Here is a 20890-nt window from a genome sequence, read left to right as displayed (position 1 = left end):
ACACTTCAATACCACCTTTATAGCTTAGTTAATCTAATTAAACTTGGTGATTTCAAGCCCTACAACCCACTGCTCATCCTGCTCTTGACTACAGCGGATCACGGTTGCATGAGCACTAAGTGGCTGGATCATATCGCCACTGGAATCAATGAAAATGTCAACGGTTGAATTTGCTTCGATTGGGTCGCTCACTGTCACCGACAATCCTGTAGCGCTTAAATCGTGACAAACTCCTTGATGCACTTTACCCGACTCAAGCTCGGTTAATTTTGCTACTGCATCCACCGACATACGCATAAAACGGCGTTTATCTTCATTGATCATATAATGCTCCTACACCATTGATTTTATTTTTTCTAATAGCGATTGCATTGAGAATGGCTTAACCACATAAGCATCACAGCCTGCATCGAATCCCGCTTTTTGTTCTTTTTCGGACTCTAAACCAGACACCATTAATACCGGAATGTCCTTCGTCTCTGGTGTATTTTTCAACATTCGACAGGTGTCGTAACCGTCAAGACCCGGCATACACACATCAAGCAAAATAGCATCTGGAGGATCAGCAATTGCATTAGACAAGCAACTCGTACCCGAGTTTGCATAGCTCAGCTCAAACGCCCCTGACAGTGCCATTTCAAGCATTTCATAGTTAAAATACTCGTCGTCAACCACTAGCAGATGCGGTGCATTTTTCCTTTTCTCTCGTGTGGACATATTCAATGCCGCTTCCTTCTCACAATCCAAAACTTTACTTCCTCATATAATAAAGTAACTGTCGTACTCTAAAATGCAAGTTTATATTTCGCACTCTTTTATCGAATTCAGAACGCGTTTAGCCGAAATCGGATAAGCCGTTCCTAATGTTTGAGCAAACAAAGACACGCGAAGTTCCTGTTGCATCCAAAAAATATCTATAAGCGACTCTGGTACAGGTAATCCAGAAGGGATTTTTGCCAACTTGTCTTGATAGGCCTCAGCAACTTTTTCCAATTCTAGTACACACAGCCTATCTCTGTTTGGATCTACCGCAAGTTTTTCAAGCCTTTTTTCAATCGCTTTCATGTAGCGCAAAATATCAGAGATTTTGTCAGCACCATGAGCGGTGACAAAACCTTTAAAGATAAGACCGGATAACTGAGATTTTATGTCGCCGTGCGCGGTGATCATCGTGAGATCCACTCTGCCTTTCATACGCTTGTTAATACTGTGGGCAATACTAAGCACCGCCTCAACTTGCTTCGCAATTTCAACTACAGTGTCACCGAGCTCAGCTCGAATGTGCTCTTTGGCTTTTTCAAACGCGATGTCATCTCTGATCTCGCCAAATGAACGCAGCAACTTATCAACCCCAGCTTGCGTACAGTCATCAACTAAATCGTGCACTTTACCAAAGGGGTTAAAGTATAATCCTAACTTAGCCTTATTTGGTAAGTGCTGTTGCAGGTATTTAACGGGCGAAGGAACATTGAGTAGCACAAGACGGCGCAATCCTGCTTGATGCGCCGCTTGGGCTTTTATTTCGTTATCAAACAGTTCTATAGCCGCACTTTGTTTTTTATCGACTAATGCTGGGAAAGCCTTAATCTCATAATTTCCCTGCTTTTTAGTATATTGTTCTGGTAGCTCGCCAAAATCCCACTGCTGAATATCCGTTTGCTCGATCCCTTGCTCTGCCACTTGCGAAAGCGTCTCGGTCACTTGCCCTTGCAACTTTGCTTTAAGTGCCAATAAATCAAAGCCATGGGCTATCACCTTACCTTTGTCATCAACTACCTGAAATTGCATTTTTAAGTGCGGCTCAAGTGAACTAACATCCCAATCTGACTCGGCGACTTTGACACCTGTCATTCTGAGTAAACGGTTGGCCACCGCTTCTATAAATGAGCCTTGCATTACCTCAACGGCGGCAAGCACAGCATCGGCATAATTTGGTGCTGGCACAAAATTACGTCTTAAGGTCTTCGGCAGTGACTTAATAAGCCCACAAACCAGCTCATGTCTGAGCGCAGGAATATGCCAATCAAAACCTTCATCTTGAACTTGGTTTAATAGTGCCAGAGGAATATTGACCACCACGCCGTCTAGTGCTTGGCCTGGATCAAAGTGATAACTGAGAGGCAAGATCAAATTCCCTTGCTGCCACGTATCTGGGTAATGAGTATCCGTGATATGTTCGGCGTCATGCTTCATTAACAGATCGCGCGTCATATGCAAAAAGCGTTTGTCTTTTTGCTTTTGTGAACGCCACCATTTACTAAACGCAGCACGATTATTTACGTCTTGTGGAATTCGATCGTTATAAAACGCAACCACGTCTTCTTCGTCGACTAGGATATCGCGACGCCTCGCTTTATCTTCAAGCGCCTGCACTTCTTCAACCAATTTTTGGTTTGCGCTTAAAAAGCCTTCGCTTTGGCCAAGTTGACCGTTTGCCAGCGCTTCGCGAATAAATATCTCTCGGCTAACCACAGGATCAATATCGCTATACACCGTGCGCTTGCGGCCAACGATGATCAAGCCGTATAAGGTTTGCTGTTCAAATGCGACAACCGCTCCAGCCTTTTTCTCCCAATGCGGTTCGCTATAGCTGCTATTAACTAAATGCTTAGCGAGCGGCGCAATCCAATTTACATCGATTTTGGCATTAACCCGAGCATAAAGTTTACTGGTTTCCACAAGCTCAGCAGACATCAACCACTTAGGGCTTTTCTTAAATAGTGTTGAACCGGGGAAAATATGAAATTGGCTGTTACGTGCGCCTTTAAACACTTGTTTTTGCTTTTCGTCTTTCACACCAATATGGCTAAGCATACCGCTTAGCAATGATTGATGGACAGCTTCATCGCTTGCAGGACTGCTATTTATTTTAAAGCCGAGCTCCTCACACACCGTAGTCAGCTGGTAAACAATATCTTGCCATTCACGTACGCGCATGTAGGCCAAAAAGTCTTTTTGGCATTGCTTTCGAAACTGGTTACGCGTCAGTGCTTGCTGCTGCGCTTCGATGTAATTCCATAGATTTAGATATGCAACAAAATCAGAGTGTTCGCACTCAAAGCGATTGTGTTTTTCGTCAGCTGCTGCACGTTTATCTTGAGGACGCTCTCTTGGGTCTTGAATAGACAGTGCCGCGGTGATCACTATCGCTTCCCAAAGCGCGTTGTTTTGTGCCCCTGACATCACCATCTTGGCAAGCCTTGGGTCTATGGGTAAGCGACTTAGTTTACGACCTGATTCTGTGAGCTTGGCTTTTTCTCTGCGCTGTGCAGGAACTATCGCCTCCAGCTCTTCAAGTAACGACATACCATCTTTGATATTACGGCTATCAGGCGCTTGTACAAATGGGAATTGACTTATATCACCAAGTCCAAGTGCGAGCATTTGCAAAATAACCGAAGCTAAATTGGTTCTTAGAATTTCAGGATCGGTAAACTCTGGGCGCCCTAAAAAGTCGTCTTCAGAATATAAACGAATACAAATACCGGATGCCACACGGCCACATCGACCTTTACGCTGGTTTGCACTGGCTTGTGATACCGCTTCAATCGGTAAGCGTTGTACTTTGGTTCGATAACTGTAGCGGCTTATTCTCGCAGTACCCGGGTCGATAACATAGCGAATACCTGGTACAGTCAATGACGTTTCTGCAACGTTTGTAGACAATACGATGCGCCGTTGGCTATGGGGCGCAAAAATGCGATTTTGTTCGGCATTAGACAGGCGCGCATACAAAGGTAAAATCTCAACGCCTTTTAAATTGCGTTTTGCCAGCGCGTCAGCGGTGTCACGAATTTCACGCTCACCGTTCATAAATACCAAAATATCCCCAGGTCCTTCGGCACAAAGCTCATCAACCGCATCAAAAATGCCCTGCAATTGGTCATTTTCTGCTTCGCCATTTTGTGAGTCAACATCTTCAACTGGACGATATCTCACTTCTACTGGATAAGTTCGTCCTGACACCTCAATAATAGGTGCGTCACTAAAATGTTTGGAAAAACGCTCAGGATCAATGGTTGCTGAGGTGATAATCACTTTAAGATCTGGACGCTTCGGCAACAACTGCTTTAAATAACCCAGAATAAAATCAATATTCAGGCTACGCTCGTGCGCTTCATCAATGATGATTGTGTCGTACTGGTTGAGGAATCTGTCTTGTTGAATCTCTGAGAGCAAAATACCGTCGGTCATCAGTTTTACGTATGTATTGTCAGAGACTTGATCTGAGAAGCGAATTTTAAATCCAACTTCTTGCCCCATCTCGCAGCCAATTTCCTCTGCGATACGAGTAGACACGCTTCTTGCCGCTAGTCTTCTTGGCTGTGTATGACCAATATAGCCATCCACGCCTCGACCAAGCTCTAAGCAAATCTTAGGCAGCTGCGTGGTCTTCCCTGAGCCCGTTTCACCGGCAACGATAACCACTTGGTTATTCGCAATGGCTGCTTTGATGTCGTCTTTTTTCTGGCTGACGGGTAGTTGCTCAGGATACTCTACTGCTGGAATATTGGCACTTCTTGTTACCTTTAATTCTTGGCTTTTTGCAATCGCAGCCGCTACTTTTGCGACTACCTGCTTTTGCTTTTCTTGATCGGTAATTTTTTTCGCACCATGGAGGCGCTTTTTGAGGATGAAGTGATCCTTTTTAAGACATGAATTTAGCTCTTTGAACAGCGAGTCAACCTGCACTACACGACACCTTGTGATTACATAAAACGCCGTGTAGTTTATCAAATCAGATTAGACGAACCCAACTAAATTTGGTTAGGAATTGAGATTTTTGCTGTTATTCTCAAGGCAACACCTCATGGGTTAACTTAACAGCTCGTAAATTTCATCGCTTTATACGTAGCGGTGACCAGAGACATAAGCATCATGTAAATGCTTATCCAACGCTAATAACACGTTTGCACGACTGATAACCCCAAGTAAGCGCCCTTCATCGTCAACTACCGGGTACACTTTGGGCTTATTGCAAATCATCAAATCTGCCATTTGCACTATGCTGTCTTCGCGTTTTACACACAGAGGCTCTTTTGTCATCACATCGGACACCACGCTATGAGACTCATTTTGATAGGTCGCCTCTAACATTTTTTTAAGACAATCTTGCTCAGATAAAAACCCAATAACCCGCCTTGCTTCATCTATAACCGGCCCGCCCGACTGGCCGCTTTGTAGCAGCTTCTCTACCGCTGATTCTACGCGCATGTCCTGTTTGAATGTTACGGGGCGATGATTTAAGTAGTCTGCGACTTTTATTGATTGCATTGCTCATCTCCATTAAAAACGCCAGCTATCATGATAATAATAGCTGGCGTTTGAAGAACTTGCTTAGTCTCAACGAAATATTGTTTTACTCGCTATAAATACCAACATAGGTAGGTGTTGTTGACGACTTGCTCGCACGATACATTCCCGCGGTATTAAATGGCATGCTAATATTTCCTTTAGGGTCAACTATGATCACCCCTCCCGTGCCACCAATTGGATAAAGCGTATCAAAAATCACTTCTTTCCCCGCTTTTTCAATCGACTTGTTTTGATAAGCGACGCGAGCACAAATATCAGCTGCGACATTATATCGAATAAAATACTCGCCATGTCCCGTTGCTGAAACAGCACAAGAGCGGTTATCCGCAAATGTGCCCGCACCAATCACCGGTGAGTCACCTATTCTTCCAAAGCGTTTCGCCGTCATCCCACCAGTTGACGTTCCGGCCGCTAAATTCCCCTGCTTATCGAGTGCGACAGCCCCCACAGTTCCCATCTTATATTGGCTCTCTAATTGTTGGTGTGCCGCCTGATAGTCTTTGGTCGCCGCTTCTTTCATCTGCAATCGCTTTTTCGCCTTTAAGAGTGATTGATAGCGAGCATCGGTGTCAAAATAGCTGTTTTCCACTAACGTAAAACCGCGTTTCTTAGCAAAGTCTTCCGCACCTTCACCACTTAGCATGACATGTACTGAGTGCTGCATCACTTCTTTTGCCAGGTTGATTGGGTTTTTAATGTGCTTCACCCCCGCCACAGCGCCCGCTTGGCGATTACGACCATCCATGATTGATGCATCTAGCTCATGCCCTTCATCATAAGTGTACACGGCCCCCTTACCAGCATTAAAAAAAGGCGAGTCTTCAAGAATATTAATGGCAGCCGTTACCGCATCAAGGCTTTCTCCACCTTGTTCTAGTACCTTATAGCCCGCCTCAACGGCTTCTTTTAATTTAGCTTTGTATTGTTTTTCTTTTTCTGGTGTGAAGTTACTGCGCTCAATCGTACCAGCTCCTCCATGAATGGCGATCGCAAATGGGGGCGCTTTCTCGTCAGCGACAGCAGCTGTCGCCGACAAGGCTAATAAGACTGCTAGCAAAGAGATTTTTTTCATTTTTATACCTTGGTTCGTTGTTAAACTTCAGCATGAGGTGAATTTTAGAACGATGCAAGCTTTCGCGTTAAAATTGTCAAGCTTACCTATTTATGGTGTGGTTGAAAGAAACTCATGAGCAGAAAGACACAACAGCAAATTTGAATATTTTTCAATCAATTCATGGTTGTTATTTTGACCACAAAATGGAAACATATTTATTACTTTGAAATAACTCAAAGTAATAAAATAACGAAATTCGACAGGAATCGATATGAAAAACATTCTCAAAATTGCAGCTTTTAGCACACTACTGCTTGGTACTGCTCAAGCCGCTTCTACTCAAGAGCAAATTAAAGTTATTGATTAGAACACTTTTTATGACACCCAAGTAAACAATGTTGACTGCGGTGGCTACTGGGATGAGCGACGTGTGTAGGTATGTGACTACCGTACAGAGCTCGTTGATGTGAGTTATAAGACTTGCCACTACAAATTAATGCACGGTGAACCTTACGGTCCCTACACTTTATGGGAAACTAAAACCGTACTCGCGACACAAAGCTGCCCCGGAGGTTGGACTATTCCTCATCCGATCCCAAACTATCAGGTGCCTGGAGGAAGCTACTTTCATCAACATGATACTTTTTCAACCCAACAAGAAGAACGCCGAGTAGCGTATAACTGTCGTTGGGAAACACGCTCGGTCTGGATCCCTCGAGGCGGTTCATACTGTCCTATTCCAAACGCTAAGTAATACCAATTTGTCTTAATATTTGCTCAATTTGAAGGAGCAAATTGGTGTAGCAGTTATAAAATAGCATCCACAAAAAAGCGCTTCTCTCTGGAAGCGCTTCTATCGAATCGTTCTATACCTAAAAGCGATTAGCTCGCTTCGCGCTGTGCCTTCATACGTGCAAGGCGCGCAACTTGGTGTGTAGAAGTTAAGAATGCGAAAATCGGTGCTAAATAGCCACGTTTGCGTAGCTCTAAGAAATCTTCGTCACCTAATTCATTTAACTTACGCTCATCCACAAGGTAGATACCGTTGATGTCTTTCTTCTCACCACGGATTTCTACCGTTAGTGTTTGTTGAACCAAAAGCTCTTTGTCAGCAAGATACTGAGTAAACGCTTCAGTTACACGAGCAAACTCAACATAGCTTACTAACGCTTCTTTACGACGACCTAGGTATTCAGTTTCTTTACCGTCTTCGAAAAGCGCATTGCCTTCTTCTTCACCAACTAGCGGGCTTGCTTCATCAATAACAATACCAAACTGATCTTGCTCTGGGTGCTTAACCAGACCAAACGGGTAACGTGCTGCGGCCATTGGCACAAAGCTGCCAGTCCACTTATCACCATCAACAAATAGGTTTTCACCAGGCTGAAGACCAAACATAGCAACCGCTTGAAATTGACCTGACTCAGTGTTTTTAACAAACGCCATCGGGAATTCTGTCGCTACACGCGCAAACTCATGCGCCACTACCGGCATTAAGTGCTGAGTTTTAAGGAAATCAACGTTCACGCCATTTTTTACTTTGATGTTCGCGTGCTTTTCGTTATGTAAAGGCTGCACTTGTTGTTCCGCCATAATACTGCTCCATTATTTTACGTATTTGTTACTTTATTTATTGCCCCTAAGGCTAGCGGTTTTCGGGGCAAATTGGAAGTTAAATTTATCTTACTCGTTACCCTACATATATTAACCACTAGACGAGAACACAATCTTCTCACTTAATGTCAATGATTAGCCGTGGCTGATAAATCAATAACTCTTTGAAGCTGACCCAGCGATAGTAAATGTGCGTGTACTGCTTCTAGCATGCCTGATTTCTGCAAAGACAATAGAGATTCATCATCGAGAGAATTTAGAAGCTCCCTATCGACTGAATATAGTCCCCCAATCTCTTTCTTCTCACCATCCCCCAAATCAAACTTAAAACTAAACTCCGTCAACAAACCAAGTTCGGACAAACGATTAACAAATTGAAACGACAACTCATCTTGACGATACAACTCCTCTAATTGCGAATGTCTTAACTTAAGAAAGTCCGAAAGTTCACCCGAATCTTGAAACAAAGGCTCTCCAATCCCTGAACTATTTAATGCCGAAGCGTGAATTGCCAAATATGTCTTTTCATCTGAGGTTTTTGCTAGGACGAATGGATACTTCACTAAATGTTGAGGGATATATGGCGATTCAAACCTATTACCACGATAAAACGCATTTTTTCCGGTCTCAAGCCCAAGAATTGCTATCATTTGGAATTTAGCATCGCCACCAGACTTAATGAAACAAATAGGAAAATTCAGCGCTGCTTTTGCTACTTCACTTGGTGTTATAACCACCAAGTGCCGCTCTTTCGAATGCAATAAGTCAGTATCTAACTTAGCATAAAATTTTTTATGTTTTCCCGCATCAATGATTTCATATTTTTCTGACATTACACACTCAATTAATATGTTAAAGTAACAATTAAATTAGCATGTAAATATACAATTTAAAACCATGAAAATTCAAAAAATAAAACCATCAGATGTTGAAGACTTAAAGACATTCATTGAGAACAATAATTCTCCGATAATAATATCAGAACTATTTAAAGACTGGCCATATGTTGAGTTAGCAAAAGATTCTCCATCACATTTACTTAGAAAGTTACTTAGCATTGCTTCTAAGAAATTGGTAGATACTTTATTAATCGAATCTAAACATAAAGGACTAATCAGCTACGCAAGCGAAGATTACGAAAGATTCACATTCAAAAAATTTCAAGTTCCACTCAAAGCAGTGTTAAAAAGATTGATTGTTGAAAAGCGAGATGAGCACAGTGAAGACATTGCAGTTCAAAGCGCATTAATAGAGCAATGCCTACCATCTTTTCTTACACAAAATCCATCTCCAAATTTTCTATCTGAAATTTCTCCCAGAATATGGATTGGAACAGCAACAACAGTTCCTGGGCATTACGACACCTCTCATAACATAGCATTGAATGTTTGTGGTAAAAGAACATTTTATTTACTCCCTCCAAATGCAATCCCTAATATCTATGTCGCCCCGATAGATCGCGCCATAACAGGGCCTGCTATTAGCCTTGTCGACTTCGAAAAGCCTGATTTGAGCAAATATCCTAAGTTTAAGAACGTACATAAAGATGTCCAAATTGCAGAACTGGAAGTGGGTGAGGCCTTATATATCCCACCTATGTGGTGGCATAATGTTAAATCACATGAAAGAGCTAATATTCTAGTAAACTATTGGTGGGAAAATAAAACTGCATCCGAGCTAACATCTACTGAAAGTTTAATCCACGCAATTCTCACCATTAGAGCACTTCCAAAATATCAGAGAGATGCCTGGAAAGAAGTATTCAAACACTATGTTTTCGATAGAAAAGAAGATGTCTTTGACAAAACATACAAAGGCATTCTTTCTAATAGTCAGGAAGAAATAAGAAAAGTTGAAGACATATTATTAAAAAGAAATGCCGCTAAATAGCGGCATTTTAATAATATTAGAAACGGAAGTTTGCACCTAGTACAAATCGACGACCATTCTGGTATATAGATAATACTCTTGCTTCATCAGTATTATATTCTATGACCTCTTCATCAGTCAGGTTAATACCTTCAAATACTAATGAGATATTTTCAGTTACGTTGTATGTCGCACTAAAGTCCAACTGGCCATAGTCATCATTCCAAAGCTCCGTACCTGAAGAGTGTAAACCTTTATACCATTTTGTACGGTAGTTATACATCGCTCGAACCGCAAACAGATCATCTTCATAGTAACCTGAAATATTTAACATATTCTCAGAGGCTCCCATTACTAAGCCAGACCCCGGTTTTAGGACATCTCTTTCACCATCATTATTAGCATCAGTATAAGTATAGTTTGCTGATACACCAAAACCATTGTCAAAACTATGTTGAATAGAGGCTTCTAAACCCGTTGTTGTTCCCCCTGCCCCATTCTCAGGCCGAGTAACAGTTACAGGAACCCAACGTTGAGTTTCTTGATCATAAAACTCTTGGCTCGAAGTACCAGATGTTTGGTAACTCTCAATATCTTTGTAGAATAGCGTTATTGCAAGTAACGATGCATCACCGAAGTAATATTCCCAAGCAGCATCAAACTGGTTAGCTACTTGTGGATCTAGATTTGGATTACCAGCCTGTGCAGTTGGATTATCTTCACCAAGATCGCCAGGTGCGGTAATTGGTGAAATATCAAAGAAATTAGGACGCGCCATCGTTCGTGCCGCAGACAACCTCACAATTTGATCTTCAGCTAAGTCATAAGATAAATTGAAGTTTGGCAAAATCTCGGTGTAGCTACGTGACTCAGTTTTCCACTCTAATGTAGAAGGTGTTAAATCACCATTGAGGCCAGGGTTTTTGACAGTTAATAAGTCCCAAGAATCTGAAGAGAACAAATAACCAGCAGAATCTTGCTCAGTCTTAGCAACCCTTACACCTATGTTGCCTCGGAAACTTTCTCCAGAGAAATCACCCTGAACATAGAAAGCCGTTTTTTGCTCAGCTACTTCAAATATTTCTGGTAAATTCTTGTGAATTGCATAGGAAGCATTTGGACCTAACCCTAATTCCAACATACGATCACTGTTGTGTATCAACTGTTGAGTAATATCACCATTGACAACGTCAGCACCAACAGTATCAGTGCCTCTAGAAAGGTCACAATCCGCAAGCGTACTACATTGATTAGCCAAGATCTGGTTCATGTAATTATCACTCTCACCATCGTTAGCTAAACCCCAATGCCAACTGTAGGCATTTCTGTCTTGCGTGCGTTTGTGATCACGATATTTTGCACCAACTTTAATTGATGTAAACGCACCAAGTTCGACCGGGAAGTCAAAGTCTACCTGAGCATAAGACTCTTCATCTGTTGTTGGTTTATTCCCACCCCAGATCCAGCCACCGTTAAATTTAGAAGGGTCCGTACCATCAATACCAGCGTTTACTGTTGGAGTACCATCAGTTAGATCAAAGTTGTAATCTCCCTGCCCGCCGTATTCCCAAGAAGTTTCATTTAATGTTCCACCCTCGGCTTCAGTCGTACCAAGCTCCACATTCATTGAGAATGAATCCGTTGCAAAGTCAATGTCTAAATGAATTGAATTAGTATCCGTGCTTGAGATACGGTTGATATGATTCCAACGAACATCACCACCGCCAGTGCCTTTTAATGCGTTGCCATCACTAAACGAAAGCTCGGCCTCTGACCCAGGATTCATCAATAGAAAGTTTGAATTGGTATTATTCACATCCATATTTGAATCAAGTATGTTTAAAGTCGCACTGAAATCGTCGGAAGGTGCAAATTGAATCGAGCTGAAAAATGTTGTTCTTTCACGATCTTGGCGGAAAACAGGAACCCCCATAGTACGAGGTGTATAAGTTCCATCACCTTGAACATCCCAACCAAGTACCTCAAAACCTTCACGACGAACTGTACGATCAGCTTTTGAACCAGAAATTAAAATACCAAATTGCTCACTTTCATTCTTCCATGAATAAAGTGCTTCAATTGATGGATCATGTTCTTCCGCTACTTCTGAGTATTGGCTCTGCAAGCTTAACTGAACAGTACCAGAATCCAAATCAAGAGGCTTGCGTGTATTTAGAATTACTGTACCACCAATTGAGCCTTCATCAATACGCGCTTCAGGAGATTTATATACTTCCAAGCTACTTACCAATGAAGACGGAAGCATTGTAAAGTTGAAACTACGAGAAGGGTTATCCAAGATAAACCAGTCAGCTGTACCAACATTTTGTCCGTTCAATAGAGTGCGGTTTTTAGTTGGATCTGAACCTCGAACAGTAATCTTTTCACCTTCACCAAACTCACGGCTAACCCCTACACCAGTAATACGAGATAGAGATTCCGCAACGTTTTTATCCGGAAACTTACCAATATCTTCTGCTGTTATCGAATCAACAACAGCGTTTGCGAATCTTTTGTTATTAATGTCCGCCTTACTGGAAGCGCGAATACCGCGAACTTCAATGACTTCTACGTTTTCTTGTACTTGATTTTGACTTTCTTCTGCAACTACAACGCCTGAAAAGCCCGCACCTAGTGCGATGCTGACGTTAACTGCAAGTAAGCTTTTTTTGAAATTATTAGCTAACACAGGATTCCCCTTGAATCATTTTGTTGGTTTTTTAAATCACTTCTGCCCAGTGATGATGACAACGCTGTCATCTAATAACAAACCATACACCCTAAATTACATATTCGCTACAATTTTTTTGGCCTGTTATTCAAAAAATATTCATATAGATATATATCTTATTGATAAATATAAATTTAAATATGACCAAGATATGGTTTGTTACAAAAACGATTGGAGAATAGCACAAAAAATTTTGCTGCTGTAGGGTTTTAAGATGGAATTGTCTCAATAAAGGGACATTTTAATTATCTGAATACACATAAGGGGATGTGTATTCAATTCCCTCATCAAGCTTGGGCAGAAGCTAAAGATGAGAATCAATATCAATGACAACGCTGTCATTATAGATTTATCTGTTAGTACTGTCTAGTTCTTTTAAGAGAAATTTTTATGACAAAGGCTTATGAAATCTAAGATTAGCGAGTTAGTTATCACTATCTTTTGCACAAATTTGAATACCCAATTACGGGACTTGTTGATTTTCTAATGATCGTATATTGAATCAGTAAAATTTATTGCTTTTATTCGTAAGAAGTAAGAAGTAAGAAGTAAGAAGTAAGAAGTATTGTCGCTTCGAGCTTAATGTCCAGAGGTATTCAATCAGTTGACTCAAATAATCTAGGTAAGGCCAGCTACCACGCCAACCTTACCTTCTACTATTTCTAGTACCTATGATCTTAGGTTACGGGCACCAGAATACGGTCAAATTAATATCAGGATGATTTAATACAGCACGCAGTGGTACTTCATACTCTGAGCCGGGTTGTTTTGCCGCTTCATACACCGCTTTTTTTTCATCACCAGAGATCAATAAAACAGCCGCCTTAGAATTAGCTATTCCTGCCAAAGACAAACTCATGCGCTCGGTGATCTCACCTGTCACTTCGCTTTGATGAGCATTAATTGCGCACACAGTGTTTGTGGTCGTTAATGCGTGTTCTAGGCCATTTGCACTTGGGAATAAACTGGCGGTATGACCATCCGGCCCCATTCCTAAAATGGTTACATCAAACGGCTTTTTCAACGCTGCATAAGCAGACTCACATAGATCAGCGCCTTCTAGTGCTGACACTGCTGCATTCTTCATTGTCACAAATCGAGCATTTGCCGCTTTGTCTTTCAGTAATGTCGACTTAATAAATGCTTCGTTAGACTTTTCGTGATCCGGTTCGACCCAACGTTCATCAACCATAGCAACCGTAATTTTGTCCCAGCCAAGCTCAACACCAGAAAGGTAACGATACGCTGGAGCCGGTGATGAACCACCAGACACTAGCAACACCGCTTCACCGTCTTGCTCAATACCTTGACTGAGCCCAGTTTGAAGTAGCTCTGCAAGCGCTGCTGTCATTTCGTCTTTCGAGTTGAAGTTTCTTTCTGTTAACTGTGCCATTACGCTTGCTCTCCCGCATTGAACCAAACATGTTTGTTTTCTTCAAGCAGTTCATCGGCATCTTCTGGACCCCAAGAGCCAGCACGATAAAGTGACGGAGTCCCTTTACTCTGCCAACGCTCAATGATTGGATCAACCCACTGCCACGCTTGGCGTACTTCGTCACGGTGAATAAATAAAGCTGGGTTATTTGCAGCTGCGTCGAGCATTAAGCGCTTATATGCATCTGAATGATAGCCATTGTTATACTTTTCACTCAATGAGATATTTAGCGTCACTGGCTCTAGTTGCATTTCAAGGTTATCTAGACGCTTAGACATTAGCGTTAATTGAATACTTTCTTCAGGCTGTAATCTTATCACCAAGCGGTTTGGCTGAATTGGACCCGCCGCATCACCATAGACGTTATGAGAAACAGGCTTGTACTCAACCACAATTTCAGCACAACGCTTTTTCATACGCTTGCCTGTTCTTAAATAGAAAGGCACACCAGACCAACGCCAGTTATCAATGTGAGCACGAATAGCAACAAATGTTTCTGTTTTACTCGACCCTTCGCCCAGCTCTTCTAGGTAACCAGGTACCAGCTTACCTTCAAGGTCGCCTGGTACATATTGACCACGCACAACATTATTATCTACATCTGAGTCAATTAGCGGTCTAAGCGCTTCTAATACTTTAAGCTTTTCAGTGCGAATACTGTTGGCATTAAGTTTATGTGGTGACTCCATCGCAACCAAGCAAAGTAGTTGCAATAAGTGATTTTGCACCATATCACGAAGCGCGCCCGCTTTGTCGTAGAAGCCAGCTCGGCTTTCAAGACCTACCGTTTCAGAGATACTGATCTGAATATTATCTATGGCTTTAGCATCCCATAAATTCTCGAACAGTGCGTTTGAGAACCTAAGCGCCATCAGGTTTTGAACCGTTTCTTTACCTAAGTAATGATCGATACGGAATACTTGCTCTTCCGAGAAGAACTCACCGATTTTGGCATTAATTTCTTCTGCAGATTTACCGCAGTAACCAATAGGCTTTTCAACAACTACACGTGATTGCTCTGTGATTAGCCCTTTGATTGATAATAACTCACAACAACGACCATAAACCGCTGGAGGAAGTGACAAGTAGAAGACACGAGACTTATCTTCCCCATCAGCTAAAATATTCTTTAGCGTATCCCAGTGTTCATCTTCTTCTGTAACGTTGACTACCACAGGCACTAAAAACTGTTCAAATGCGGACCAATCTTTCTTGTTGTATTCGCCTTTGCCAAGGTGAGTTTGTAATGCGATATGTGCCGTTTCGATAAATTCTTGTTGTTTGTTTTGTTCACGAACGGTCGGTAAGATGCGAGTGCCTTCAGGTAAGTTACCTTCTTGATATGCACGATACAAAGCAGGTAGGAGTTTGCGAAGTGCTAAATCGCCTCCCCCACCAAAAATTACGATGTCAAAAGGATTAAGCATAATTCACTCTCATTAGGTTAGGCGTGCACTACAAGCACGCAGTGTTTATTCGATTTGGAGCCACTCCAAAGCCTACCAAACTCATTGTGTAACGGGTGATGATTTCGATTGCAATGCACTAGTAATATCAATTCGACTTAATACCTGCTCAATTTGAGGGATTAAGTAAGTTGGTATAAATGAGTCTTAGAAACCTGTATTTCCTCTCACAAAAATACAGGTTCTAAGTACTCCAGCGCTACCCGTTCAAAGGTATTTTGTTTACTTCCAGTTCCACTCGAAGTATTAATTTGTTCTCTTTTGCTTGTAATAAGCGATTAGACCCGCCGTTGAGCTATCATGCGGGTTAGTAACGCCTTCTTGCGTTAGCTCAGCTTCAATATTTGAAGCAAGCCCTTTACCAAGCTCAACACCCCACTGGTCAAATGAACACACATCCAAAATAATGCCTTGGCAGAAAATTTTGTGTTCATACAAGGCAATTAGTCGGCCCACAGCTTTTGCATCTACCTTATCTAAGATAAATGAAGAGGTTGGACGGTTACCTTGGTGTATTTTATGCGGGATCAACTTGTCGATTTCCGCATCCGACTTACCTTTAGCCGTTAAATCTTCACGAACCTGCTGTGCATCTACACCCGCCATCATCGCTTCCGTTTGCGCAAAGAAGTTAGACAGTAAAATATCGTGATGCTGGCCTACTTTGTTTTGCGGTTCAATTGAAGCGATAAAATCAGCCGGTACAATCACATTACCTTGGTGTAAACACTGATAAAAAGCATGCTGGCCATTTATCCCCGTCATGCCCCAAATAATTGGCACAGTCGTATAGTTTACCTGCTCTCCTGCAAAAGTAACATGCTTACCGTTACTTTCCATTTCACCTTGTTGTAAATACGCAGGCAGCATATGAAGCGCCTGATCATAAGGCAAAATTGCTTGTGCTTGATATCCTAAGAAGCTGGTATTCCAAACGCTGAGTAACGCCATCAACAGTGGAATATTGTCTTTGTTGTTTGCCGTTTTAAAGTGCTCATCAATTTCAAATGCACCTTCAAGCACTTCGACAAACTTATCGAAGCCTAAATAAAGTGCGATTGGTAATCCGATTGCACTCCAAAGCGAGAAACGACCGCCAACCCAGTCCCACATCGTAAACACGTTGTCATCGCTAATACCAAACGCTCTGGTCTTCTCAAGATTGGTGCTCACCGCAACAAAATGCTTGGCGATTGCCGCTCTATCATTTGCAGCATTCAAAAACCACTCAACGGCAGTCTTTGCATTGGTCATGGTTTCAGAGGTTGTGAAGGTTTTTGATGACACGACAAACAGGGTTGTTTCTGCGTCCAAGCCTTTTAGTACTGAAGCAATCTGTACACCGTCAACATTCGAAACATAATGCACGTTTAGCGTGTCATCTGCATACGCGGCTAGCGCATCAGTTACCATTTGCGGGCCCAAGTTAGACCCACCAACGCCAATCGCAACCACATCTTTTACAGCTTTGCCTGTATACCCTTGCCACTCACCTGAACGAACTCGGTTACTAAATGCTTGTAGTTTTTCTAATTCCGCATTGACTTGCTCAATAACATTTACACCATCCACATAAATAGGTGTATTTGCTCGGTTACGCAGCGCCGTATGTAAAACCGCTCGGTCTTCGGTGATATTTATTTTTTCACCAGAAAACATCTTTTCTCGCCAAAGCGCGATATCGCTCTCTTTTGCGAGCTGCATCATTTCAGAGAATGTTTGGTCGTCAATGCGTTGCTTGGAAAAGTCGAACAACACACCAGGGATTTGACGAGAGAACTTTTCAAATCTTTGTGCATCGTTTGCAAACATCGTTTTTAAATGCTGCTGCTCTACTCGCTGCGCAGAACTACTGAGCTTTTGCCAACTATCCAAATCTACACGACCACCCATTACATATTCCCCTAAGACGTAAGTGATTGTTAGTTACCTTACTTTTCAGTTAGTAACAACAAAGAAACATTATTAAACAAGCACATTATGTCAAAATGACAACGCTGTCAAATTGCTTCTTTTCAATTTTACATTGCGAATAATAACCTAAAATAAAATTTTTGACACCGGTATCATTCATTTATTTCTGCGAATTGTAGTGCTAAATTCTGTACTTATTAGATAGACTAAGAAAAACAGATGATCCTTTTATTAAGCCGATGGTCGCCTTAGCGGCTAAATATCACAGAAATTGGGCGCTAGCTTCTGCATACATAAAGCGCTACTATTCCTCTGTGCTTAATAATGATCGATACAGACCTGTAAATAGAAGAACAACTACATGAAAGTCACTATTAATGATGTTGCCAAGCTAGCTGGCGTATCTATGAAAACCGTATCGCGGGTAATCAATAAAGAACCTTCGGTTAGAAAAAAAACCTACGATCAAGTAATGCAGGCTGTCAAAGAGCTTAATTATCAGCCTAATATTGCTGCAAGAAACTTAGCTGGTACTTCTTCATTTGCAATTGGCTTGGTCTACGACAATCCCAATGCGTATTATGTCATTGATATGCAAAACGGGGTGTTATCTCGCTGTAGAGATGAAGGGTATGAGCTCGTCATCCACCCCTGTGAATCCAATTCGGAAAATATGGCCGAAGAATTCGTCACTATGATCAAACGCTCACGTCTTGCAGGTTTGGTTTTGACTCCTCCTCTATCCGAGCAACAAGCCATTATTGATATGCTAGATGAGCTGGGCATACATTACGTGCGTCTACTTTCAGGCCGAGCGCAAGAAGCGGAGAACAGCGCAAATAACTGTATCTTTGTTGATGATTACGCTGCAGCCTATGAAATTACCGAGCACCTGATCCAACTTGGACATAACAAAATTGCTTTTGTACTTGGCGATGAAGAGCATAAATCAACTGCAGAGCGGCTAGCTGGATATCGTGATGCGCTGAAAGCCCACGATATAAAACAAGATGATACACTGCTCTATCACGGTACTTACTCATTTGAATCAGGGGTAAAAGGCGCTAAAGCACTGCTGGCAGATGGCAATCCAAACCAAATCACTGCGATTTTAGGTGGTAACGATGAGGTAGCCGCTGGGGCTTTATTTGCTGCGCGGCTGATGAATATAGAGATCCCGGGTCAATTGTCTATCAGTGGCTTTGAGGACTCTCCATTCTCCCGTCAAACTTGGCCAAAGCTTACGACTGCACATCAGGCTAACAACATTATTTCTGAACATGCTGCGCGTCTATTGTTTTCTAAAACACGTGGACATCGAAAAAATGATAAAGAAGTCTCACATGTGTTCACACCGAGCATGGTGGTTCGTGAAAGCACGAGTAGAGTCACACAATAACTACTTATTTATAGTCGGCTCATGAGCCGACTAACATCAAAAAAACTTCACTATTTCACCAATAGTTCTTCACTCTTACTCGACCATGCATTGATCAGCGCCTTGACCAGAGATGCAAGTGGAATAGCAAAGAATACCCCCCAAAACCCCATAAACCACCAAAAAATAATACTGCAACAATAATATAAACAGGGTTAAGATCCACAGCTTCTGAAAACAATAACGGCACTAAAACATTACCATCTAATGCTTGAATAATGCCGTACGCGATGAGAATGGTCCAAAATTCTGGCGCTAGACCAAATTGAAACAAAGCTACTGCGGCAACGGGTAAGGTAACGAGTGCAGCACCAATAAATGGGATAAGTACAGAAAGTCCAACCAATGTCCCCAGTAATGCGGCATAGCGTAAATCCAAAATAGAAAAGGTCACAAAGCTCACTACACCAACGATGACAATCTCAAAAACTTTACCACGAATATAATTCATGATTTGTTGGTCCATCTCATGCCACACTTGTGAAATAAGCTTTCTGTCCTTAGGTATAATTTTTGACACTCCAGATGTAAGTTCTGACTTGTCTTTCAACATGAAAAAAGCAAGCAGTGGCACTAAGACCAAATAAATCATCCATGCGACAACGTCTTTTAATGAGGTTAATGAGGCTGAGACAATAACTTCGCCAAGCTCTAGCAATTTACTTTCCACAGAGCTCACAATTGCCTGTACCTGAGTTGTAGAGATCAGCGTCGGGTAGTATTCAGGTAAATGTAAAAGGAAGTCCTTACCCTCTTCTACCATGGTTGGACTTTCTTGGAGCAAGTTACTTAACTGTTGCCACAGAACAGGAACGATACCAAATACCAGCCCCAAAGCGACGCCCACAAATACCGCCATTACGACTACTGCTGATAACATCCTACTGCCAGTCACTCGGGTGAGCTTATTCACTGGCCATTCAAGTAAATAGGCGATCACAATTGCGACCAGTACCGGCATGACATAACTGCCAAAAAAGTACAGCAAAGCAACTGTGGCAACTAGCATCAACAATAGCGTGACGGAATGTGGATCTGAAAACTTTTTGATGTACCACGCTTTTACTAACTCAAACATCCATGATCTCCAAACACACTTCACCGCTTTCAATTTCAATAATTTGGTAACTCACCGAGTTACCATCCAAATACTTTTTGATATCTAACAAGCTCTGATCCTGACTCATCAGCAATTTTAGTTTGCCTAGAGTATAGTCATGGCGCTTTAACCGCCACTTAAACTGAACAAATAATGCAGGACAGGTAAATTCTCGTAGATCATGTACAAATTTTGTCGTCTTGTCTCCACACAAATCACTCAATGCGGTAGCCCTCAAGGCGTTGATGGTTTATTCTTAATAGCATACTCTACTTCTTGGGAATCTTAATGCCAGGCGTTAATAATAAGGCCCGATTGCCAGCCAATCCAACACTAAAAGAAATAAATTGGTACAAAAAGCAAATTAATTGGGGTGAACTTCCGCCTTTTTATCACCTTGTCGCCTCAGCGGTAAGTGAATGTGAAGGTCTGCTCCATCACGGCTTTGACAATGCGGTAAAGCGTTTGCTAGATAAGCGAAATTGGAATATAGAACTATTAGGTGGTTATGAAGATGACAGTGGCATAATTCACTGTGACAATAAACCTCAAATCGCGTTACATCAAGCATTTACTGACAGAGGTTTTGAGCTTTGGGCTTACCCAATAGCCAAAGGCACCAAGATTGATGCCTATGTTAAAGACAATCGTTTTTTGGAGTTTCGAGTATGGGATCCGCATACGATGAAAAACTTACTGCGCATCAACCAGCTCCATAAATTCATTGCGTTTTACTTTGAACGCGGTGATATAGCTGACAAAGCTCTGATACTTCATGCGCACAAAGTGCTGCATATGACAGTGACGTTTTTGCAAAAAGAATTGAACATCACTAGTGTTGCAGGGGTCTCAATAAAAGATTTTTACCAACTTTGTGAAAAAGATGCTCGAGCATGCAATGATGAAGTCGACTTAGCTAGGATCATGCTCGGAGAAGACCTTAAAAGGGATTAA

16 protein-coding genes and 1 pseudogene are annotated in these 20890 nt (G+C 41.9%); 4 read left to right on the top strand and 13 right to left on the bottom strand.

Annotated features, from left to right (window positions below):
* Positions 1 to 33: 33 nt before the first annotated feature.
* The 5 genes from GSF13_RS12825 to GSF13_RS12805 all read right to left on the bottom strand — a co-directional run bounded on the left by GSF13_RS12825 (position 34) and on the right by GSF13_RS12805 (position 6388).
* Positions 34 to 324, bottom strand: coding sequence for a PilZ domain-containing protein (locus GSF13_RS12825; protein ID WP_088530903.1), 291 nt, complete (start codon positions 322 to 324; stop codon positions 34 to 36).
* Positions 325 to 333: 9 nt separating this feature from the next.
* Positions 334 to 717, bottom strand: coding sequence for a response regulator (locus GSF13_RS12820; protein ID WP_010606518.1), 384 nt, complete (start codon positions 715 to 717; stop codon positions 334 to 336).
* 81 nt (positions 718 to 798) lie between these two features.
* Positions 799 to 4692, bottom strand: coding sequence for an ATP-dependent RNA helicase HrpA (gene hrpA / locus GSF13_RS12815; protein WP_211868634.1), 3894 nt, complete (start codon positions 4690 to 4692; stop codon positions 799 to 801).
* Between the two features lie 153 nt (positions 4693 to 4845).
* On the bottom strand, positions 4846 to 5274 hold the full coding sequence (locus GSF13_RS12810; RefSeq protein ID WP_010375537.1) for a CBS domain-containing protein: 429 nt from the start codon (positions 5272 to 5274) through the stop codon (positions 4846 to 4848).
* A gap of 85 nt (positions 5275 to 5359) precedes the next feature.
* Entirely contained in the window at positions 5360 to 6388 is a 1029-nt protein-coding gene (locus tag GSF13_RS12805; RefSeq protein ID WP_174170947.1) for an isoaspartyl peptidase/L-asparaginase, read from the bottom strand.
* A 448-nt stretch (positions 6389 to 6836) separates the two neighbouring features.
* Here GSF13_RS12805 and GSF13_RS24740 point away from each other — a divergent pair, with 448 nt between their 5' ends.
* Positions 6837 to 7124: a hypothetical protein gene (locus tag GSF13_RS24740; protein ID WP_249122780.1), complete on the top strand. Its 288-nt coding sequence runs from the start codon at positions 6837 to 6839 to the stop codon at positions 7122 to 7124.
* 128 nt (positions 7125 to 7252) lie between these two features.
* On the opposite strand, the gene GSF13_RS12795 is transcribed toward GSF13_RS24740, so the two are convergent.
* Both GSF13_RS12795 and GSF13_RS12790 read right to left on the bottom strand, forming a co-directional pair.
* Entirely contained in the window at positions 7253 to 7963 is a 711-nt protein-coding gene (locus GSF13_RS12795) for a SapC family protein (protein ID WP_010375531.1), read from the bottom strand.
* 149 nt (positions 7964 to 8112) lie between these two features.
* The gene (locus GSF13_RS12790) at positions 8113 to 8817 is read right to left on the bottom strand and encodes a SapC family protein (RefSeq protein ID WP_010606514.1); all 705 of its coding nucleotides are present in this window, start codon (positions 8815 to 8817) and stop codon (positions 8113 to 8115) included.
* A gap of 64 nt (positions 8818 to 8881) precedes the next feature.
* Here GSF13_RS12790 and GSF13_RS12785 point away from each other — a divergent pair, with 64 nt between their 5' ends.
* Positions 8882 to 9874 carry a cupin-like domain-containing protein gene (locus GSF13_RS12785; RefSeq protein ID WP_095729956.1) on the top strand — a complete coding sequence of 331 codons (993 nt, stop codon included), beginning with the start codon at positions 8882 to 8884 and terminating at the stop codon, positions 9872 to 9874.
* A 16-nt stretch (positions 9875 to 9890) separates the two neighbouring features.
* On the opposite strand, the gene GSF13_RS12780 is transcribed toward GSF13_RS12785, so the two are convergent.
* From GSF13_RS12780 to pgi, 4 genes are all read right to left on the bottom strand, one after another.
* Entirely contained in the window at positions 9891 to 12542 is a 2652-nt protein-coding gene (locus GSF13_RS12780) for a TonB-dependent receptor (protein ID WP_095729955.1), read from the bottom strand.
* 724 nt (positions 12543 to 13266) lie between these two features.
* Positions 13267 to 13977, bottom strand: coding sequence for a 6-phosphogluconolactonase (gene pgl, locus GSF13_RS12775; protein ID WP_010606511.1), 711 nt, complete (start codon positions 13975 to 13977; stop codon positions 13267 to 13269).
* On the bottom strand, positions 13977 to 15446 hold the full coding sequence (zwf, locus tag GSF13_RS12770) for a glucose-6-phosphate dehydrogenase (protein ID WP_102056571.1): 1470 nt from the start codon (positions 15444 to 15446) through the stop codon (positions 13977 to 13979). Before zwf ends, pgl begins: the two co-directional genes overlap by 1 nt.
* Before the next feature lie 285 nt (positions 15447 to 15731).
* The gene (pgi, locus tag GSF13_RS12765) at positions 15732 to 17378 is read right to left on the bottom strand and encodes a glucose-6-phosphate isomerase (RefSeq protein WP_102056570.1); all 1647 of its coding nucleotides are present in this window, start codon (positions 17376 to 17378) and stop codon (positions 15732 to 15734) included.
* 382 nt (positions 17379 to 17760) lie between these two features.
* Here pgi and GSF13_RS12760 point away from each other — a divergent pair, with 382 nt between their 5' ends.
* Positions 17761 to 18798: a LacI family DNA-binding transcriptional regulator gene (locus GSF13_RS12760; RefSeq protein ID WP_211868631.1), complete on the top strand. Its 1038-nt coding sequence runs from the start codon at positions 17761 to 17763 to the stop codon at positions 18796 to 18798.
* A 50-nt stretch (positions 18799 to 18848) separates the two neighbouring features.
* Here the strand turns inward: GSF13_RS12760 and GSF13_RS12755 are convergent.
* Positions 18849 to 19915 (bottom strand): annotated as a pseudogene (locus tag GSF13_RS12755) (AI-2E family transporter).
* Positions 19908 to 20159 (bottom strand): hypothetical protein, encoded by a 252-nt coding sequence (locus GSF13_RS12750; RefSeq protein ID WP_010375515.1) that lies wholly within the window; start codon positions 20157 to 20159, stop codon positions 19908 to 19910. The pseudogene GSF13_RS12755 and the gene GSF13_RS12750 overlap by 8 nt, the downstream one beginning before the upstream one ends.
* A 65-nt stretch (positions 20160 to 20224) precedes the next feature.
* On the opposite strand from GSF13_RS12750, the gene GSF13_RS12745 reads away from it, so the two are divergent.
* Positions 20225 to 20890 carry a hypothetical protein gene (locus GSF13_RS12745; protein WP_010606506.1) on the top strand — a complete coding sequence of 222 codons (666 nt, stop codon included), beginning with the start codon at positions 20225 to 20227 and terminating at the stop codon, positions 20888 to 20890.

Origin of the sequence: Pseudoalteromonas sp. M8 (assembly GCF_018141365.1) — a bacterium.
In the GTDB taxonomy this organism is placed as follows: Bacteria; Pseudomonadota; Gammaproteobacteria; order Enterobacterales; family Alteromonadaceae; genus Pseudoalteromonas.
The sequence above is the reverse complement of the archived record's forward strand: the minus strand, read 5'-3'. Positions and strand labels throughout refer to the sequence as shown.

Bases quoted from the DNA above. Each gene is read 5' to 3' on its own strand.
- GSF13_RS12825 (WP_088530903.1), bottom strand. From the start codon at position 324: ATGATCAATGAAGATAAACGCCGTTTTATGCGTATGTCGGTGGATGCA.
- GSF13_RS12820 (WP_010606518.1), bottom strand. From the start codon at position 717: ATGTCCACACGAGAGAAAAGGAAAAATGCACCGCATCTGCTAGTGGTT.
- GSF13_RS12810 (WP_010375537.1), bottom strand. From the start codon at position 5,274: ATGCAATCAATAAAAGTCGCAGACTACTTAAATCATCGCCCCGTAACA.
- GSF13_RS12805 (WP_174170947.1), bottom strand. From the start codon at position 6,388: ATGAAAAAAATCTCTTTGCTAGCAGTCTTATTAGCCTTGTCGGCGACA.
- GSF13_RS12795 (WP_010375531.1), bottom strand. From the start codon at position 7,963: ATGGCGGAACAACAAGTGCAGCCTTTACATAACGAAAAGCACGCGAAC.
- GSF13_RS12790 (WP_010606514.1), bottom strand. From the start codon at position 8,817: ATGTCAGAAAAATATGAAATCATTGATGCGGGAAAACATAAAAAATTT.
- GSF13_RS12785 (WP_095729956.1), top strand. From the start codon at position 8,882: ATGAAAATTCAAAAAATAAAACCATCAGATGTTGAAGACTTAAAGACA.
- pgl (WP_010606511.1), bottom strand. From the start codon at position 13,977: ATGGCACAGTTAACAGAAAGAAACTTCAACTCGAAAGACGAAATGACA.
- zwf (WP_102056571.1), bottom strand. From the start codon at position 15,446: ATGCTTAATCCTTTTGACATCGTAATTTTTGGTGGGGGAGGCGATTTA.
- pgi (WP_102056570.1), bottom strand. From the start codon at position 17,378: ATGGGTGGTCGTGTAGATTTGGATAGTTGGCAAAAGCTCAGTAGTTCT.
- GSF13_RS12760 (WP_211868631.1), top strand. From the start codon at position 17,761: ATGAAAGTCACTATTAATGATGTTGCCAAGCTAGCTGGCGTATCTATG.
- GSF13_RS12745 (WP_010606506.1), top strand. From the start codon at position 20,225: ATGCCAGGCGTTAATAATAAGGCCCGATTGCCAGCCAATCCAACACTA.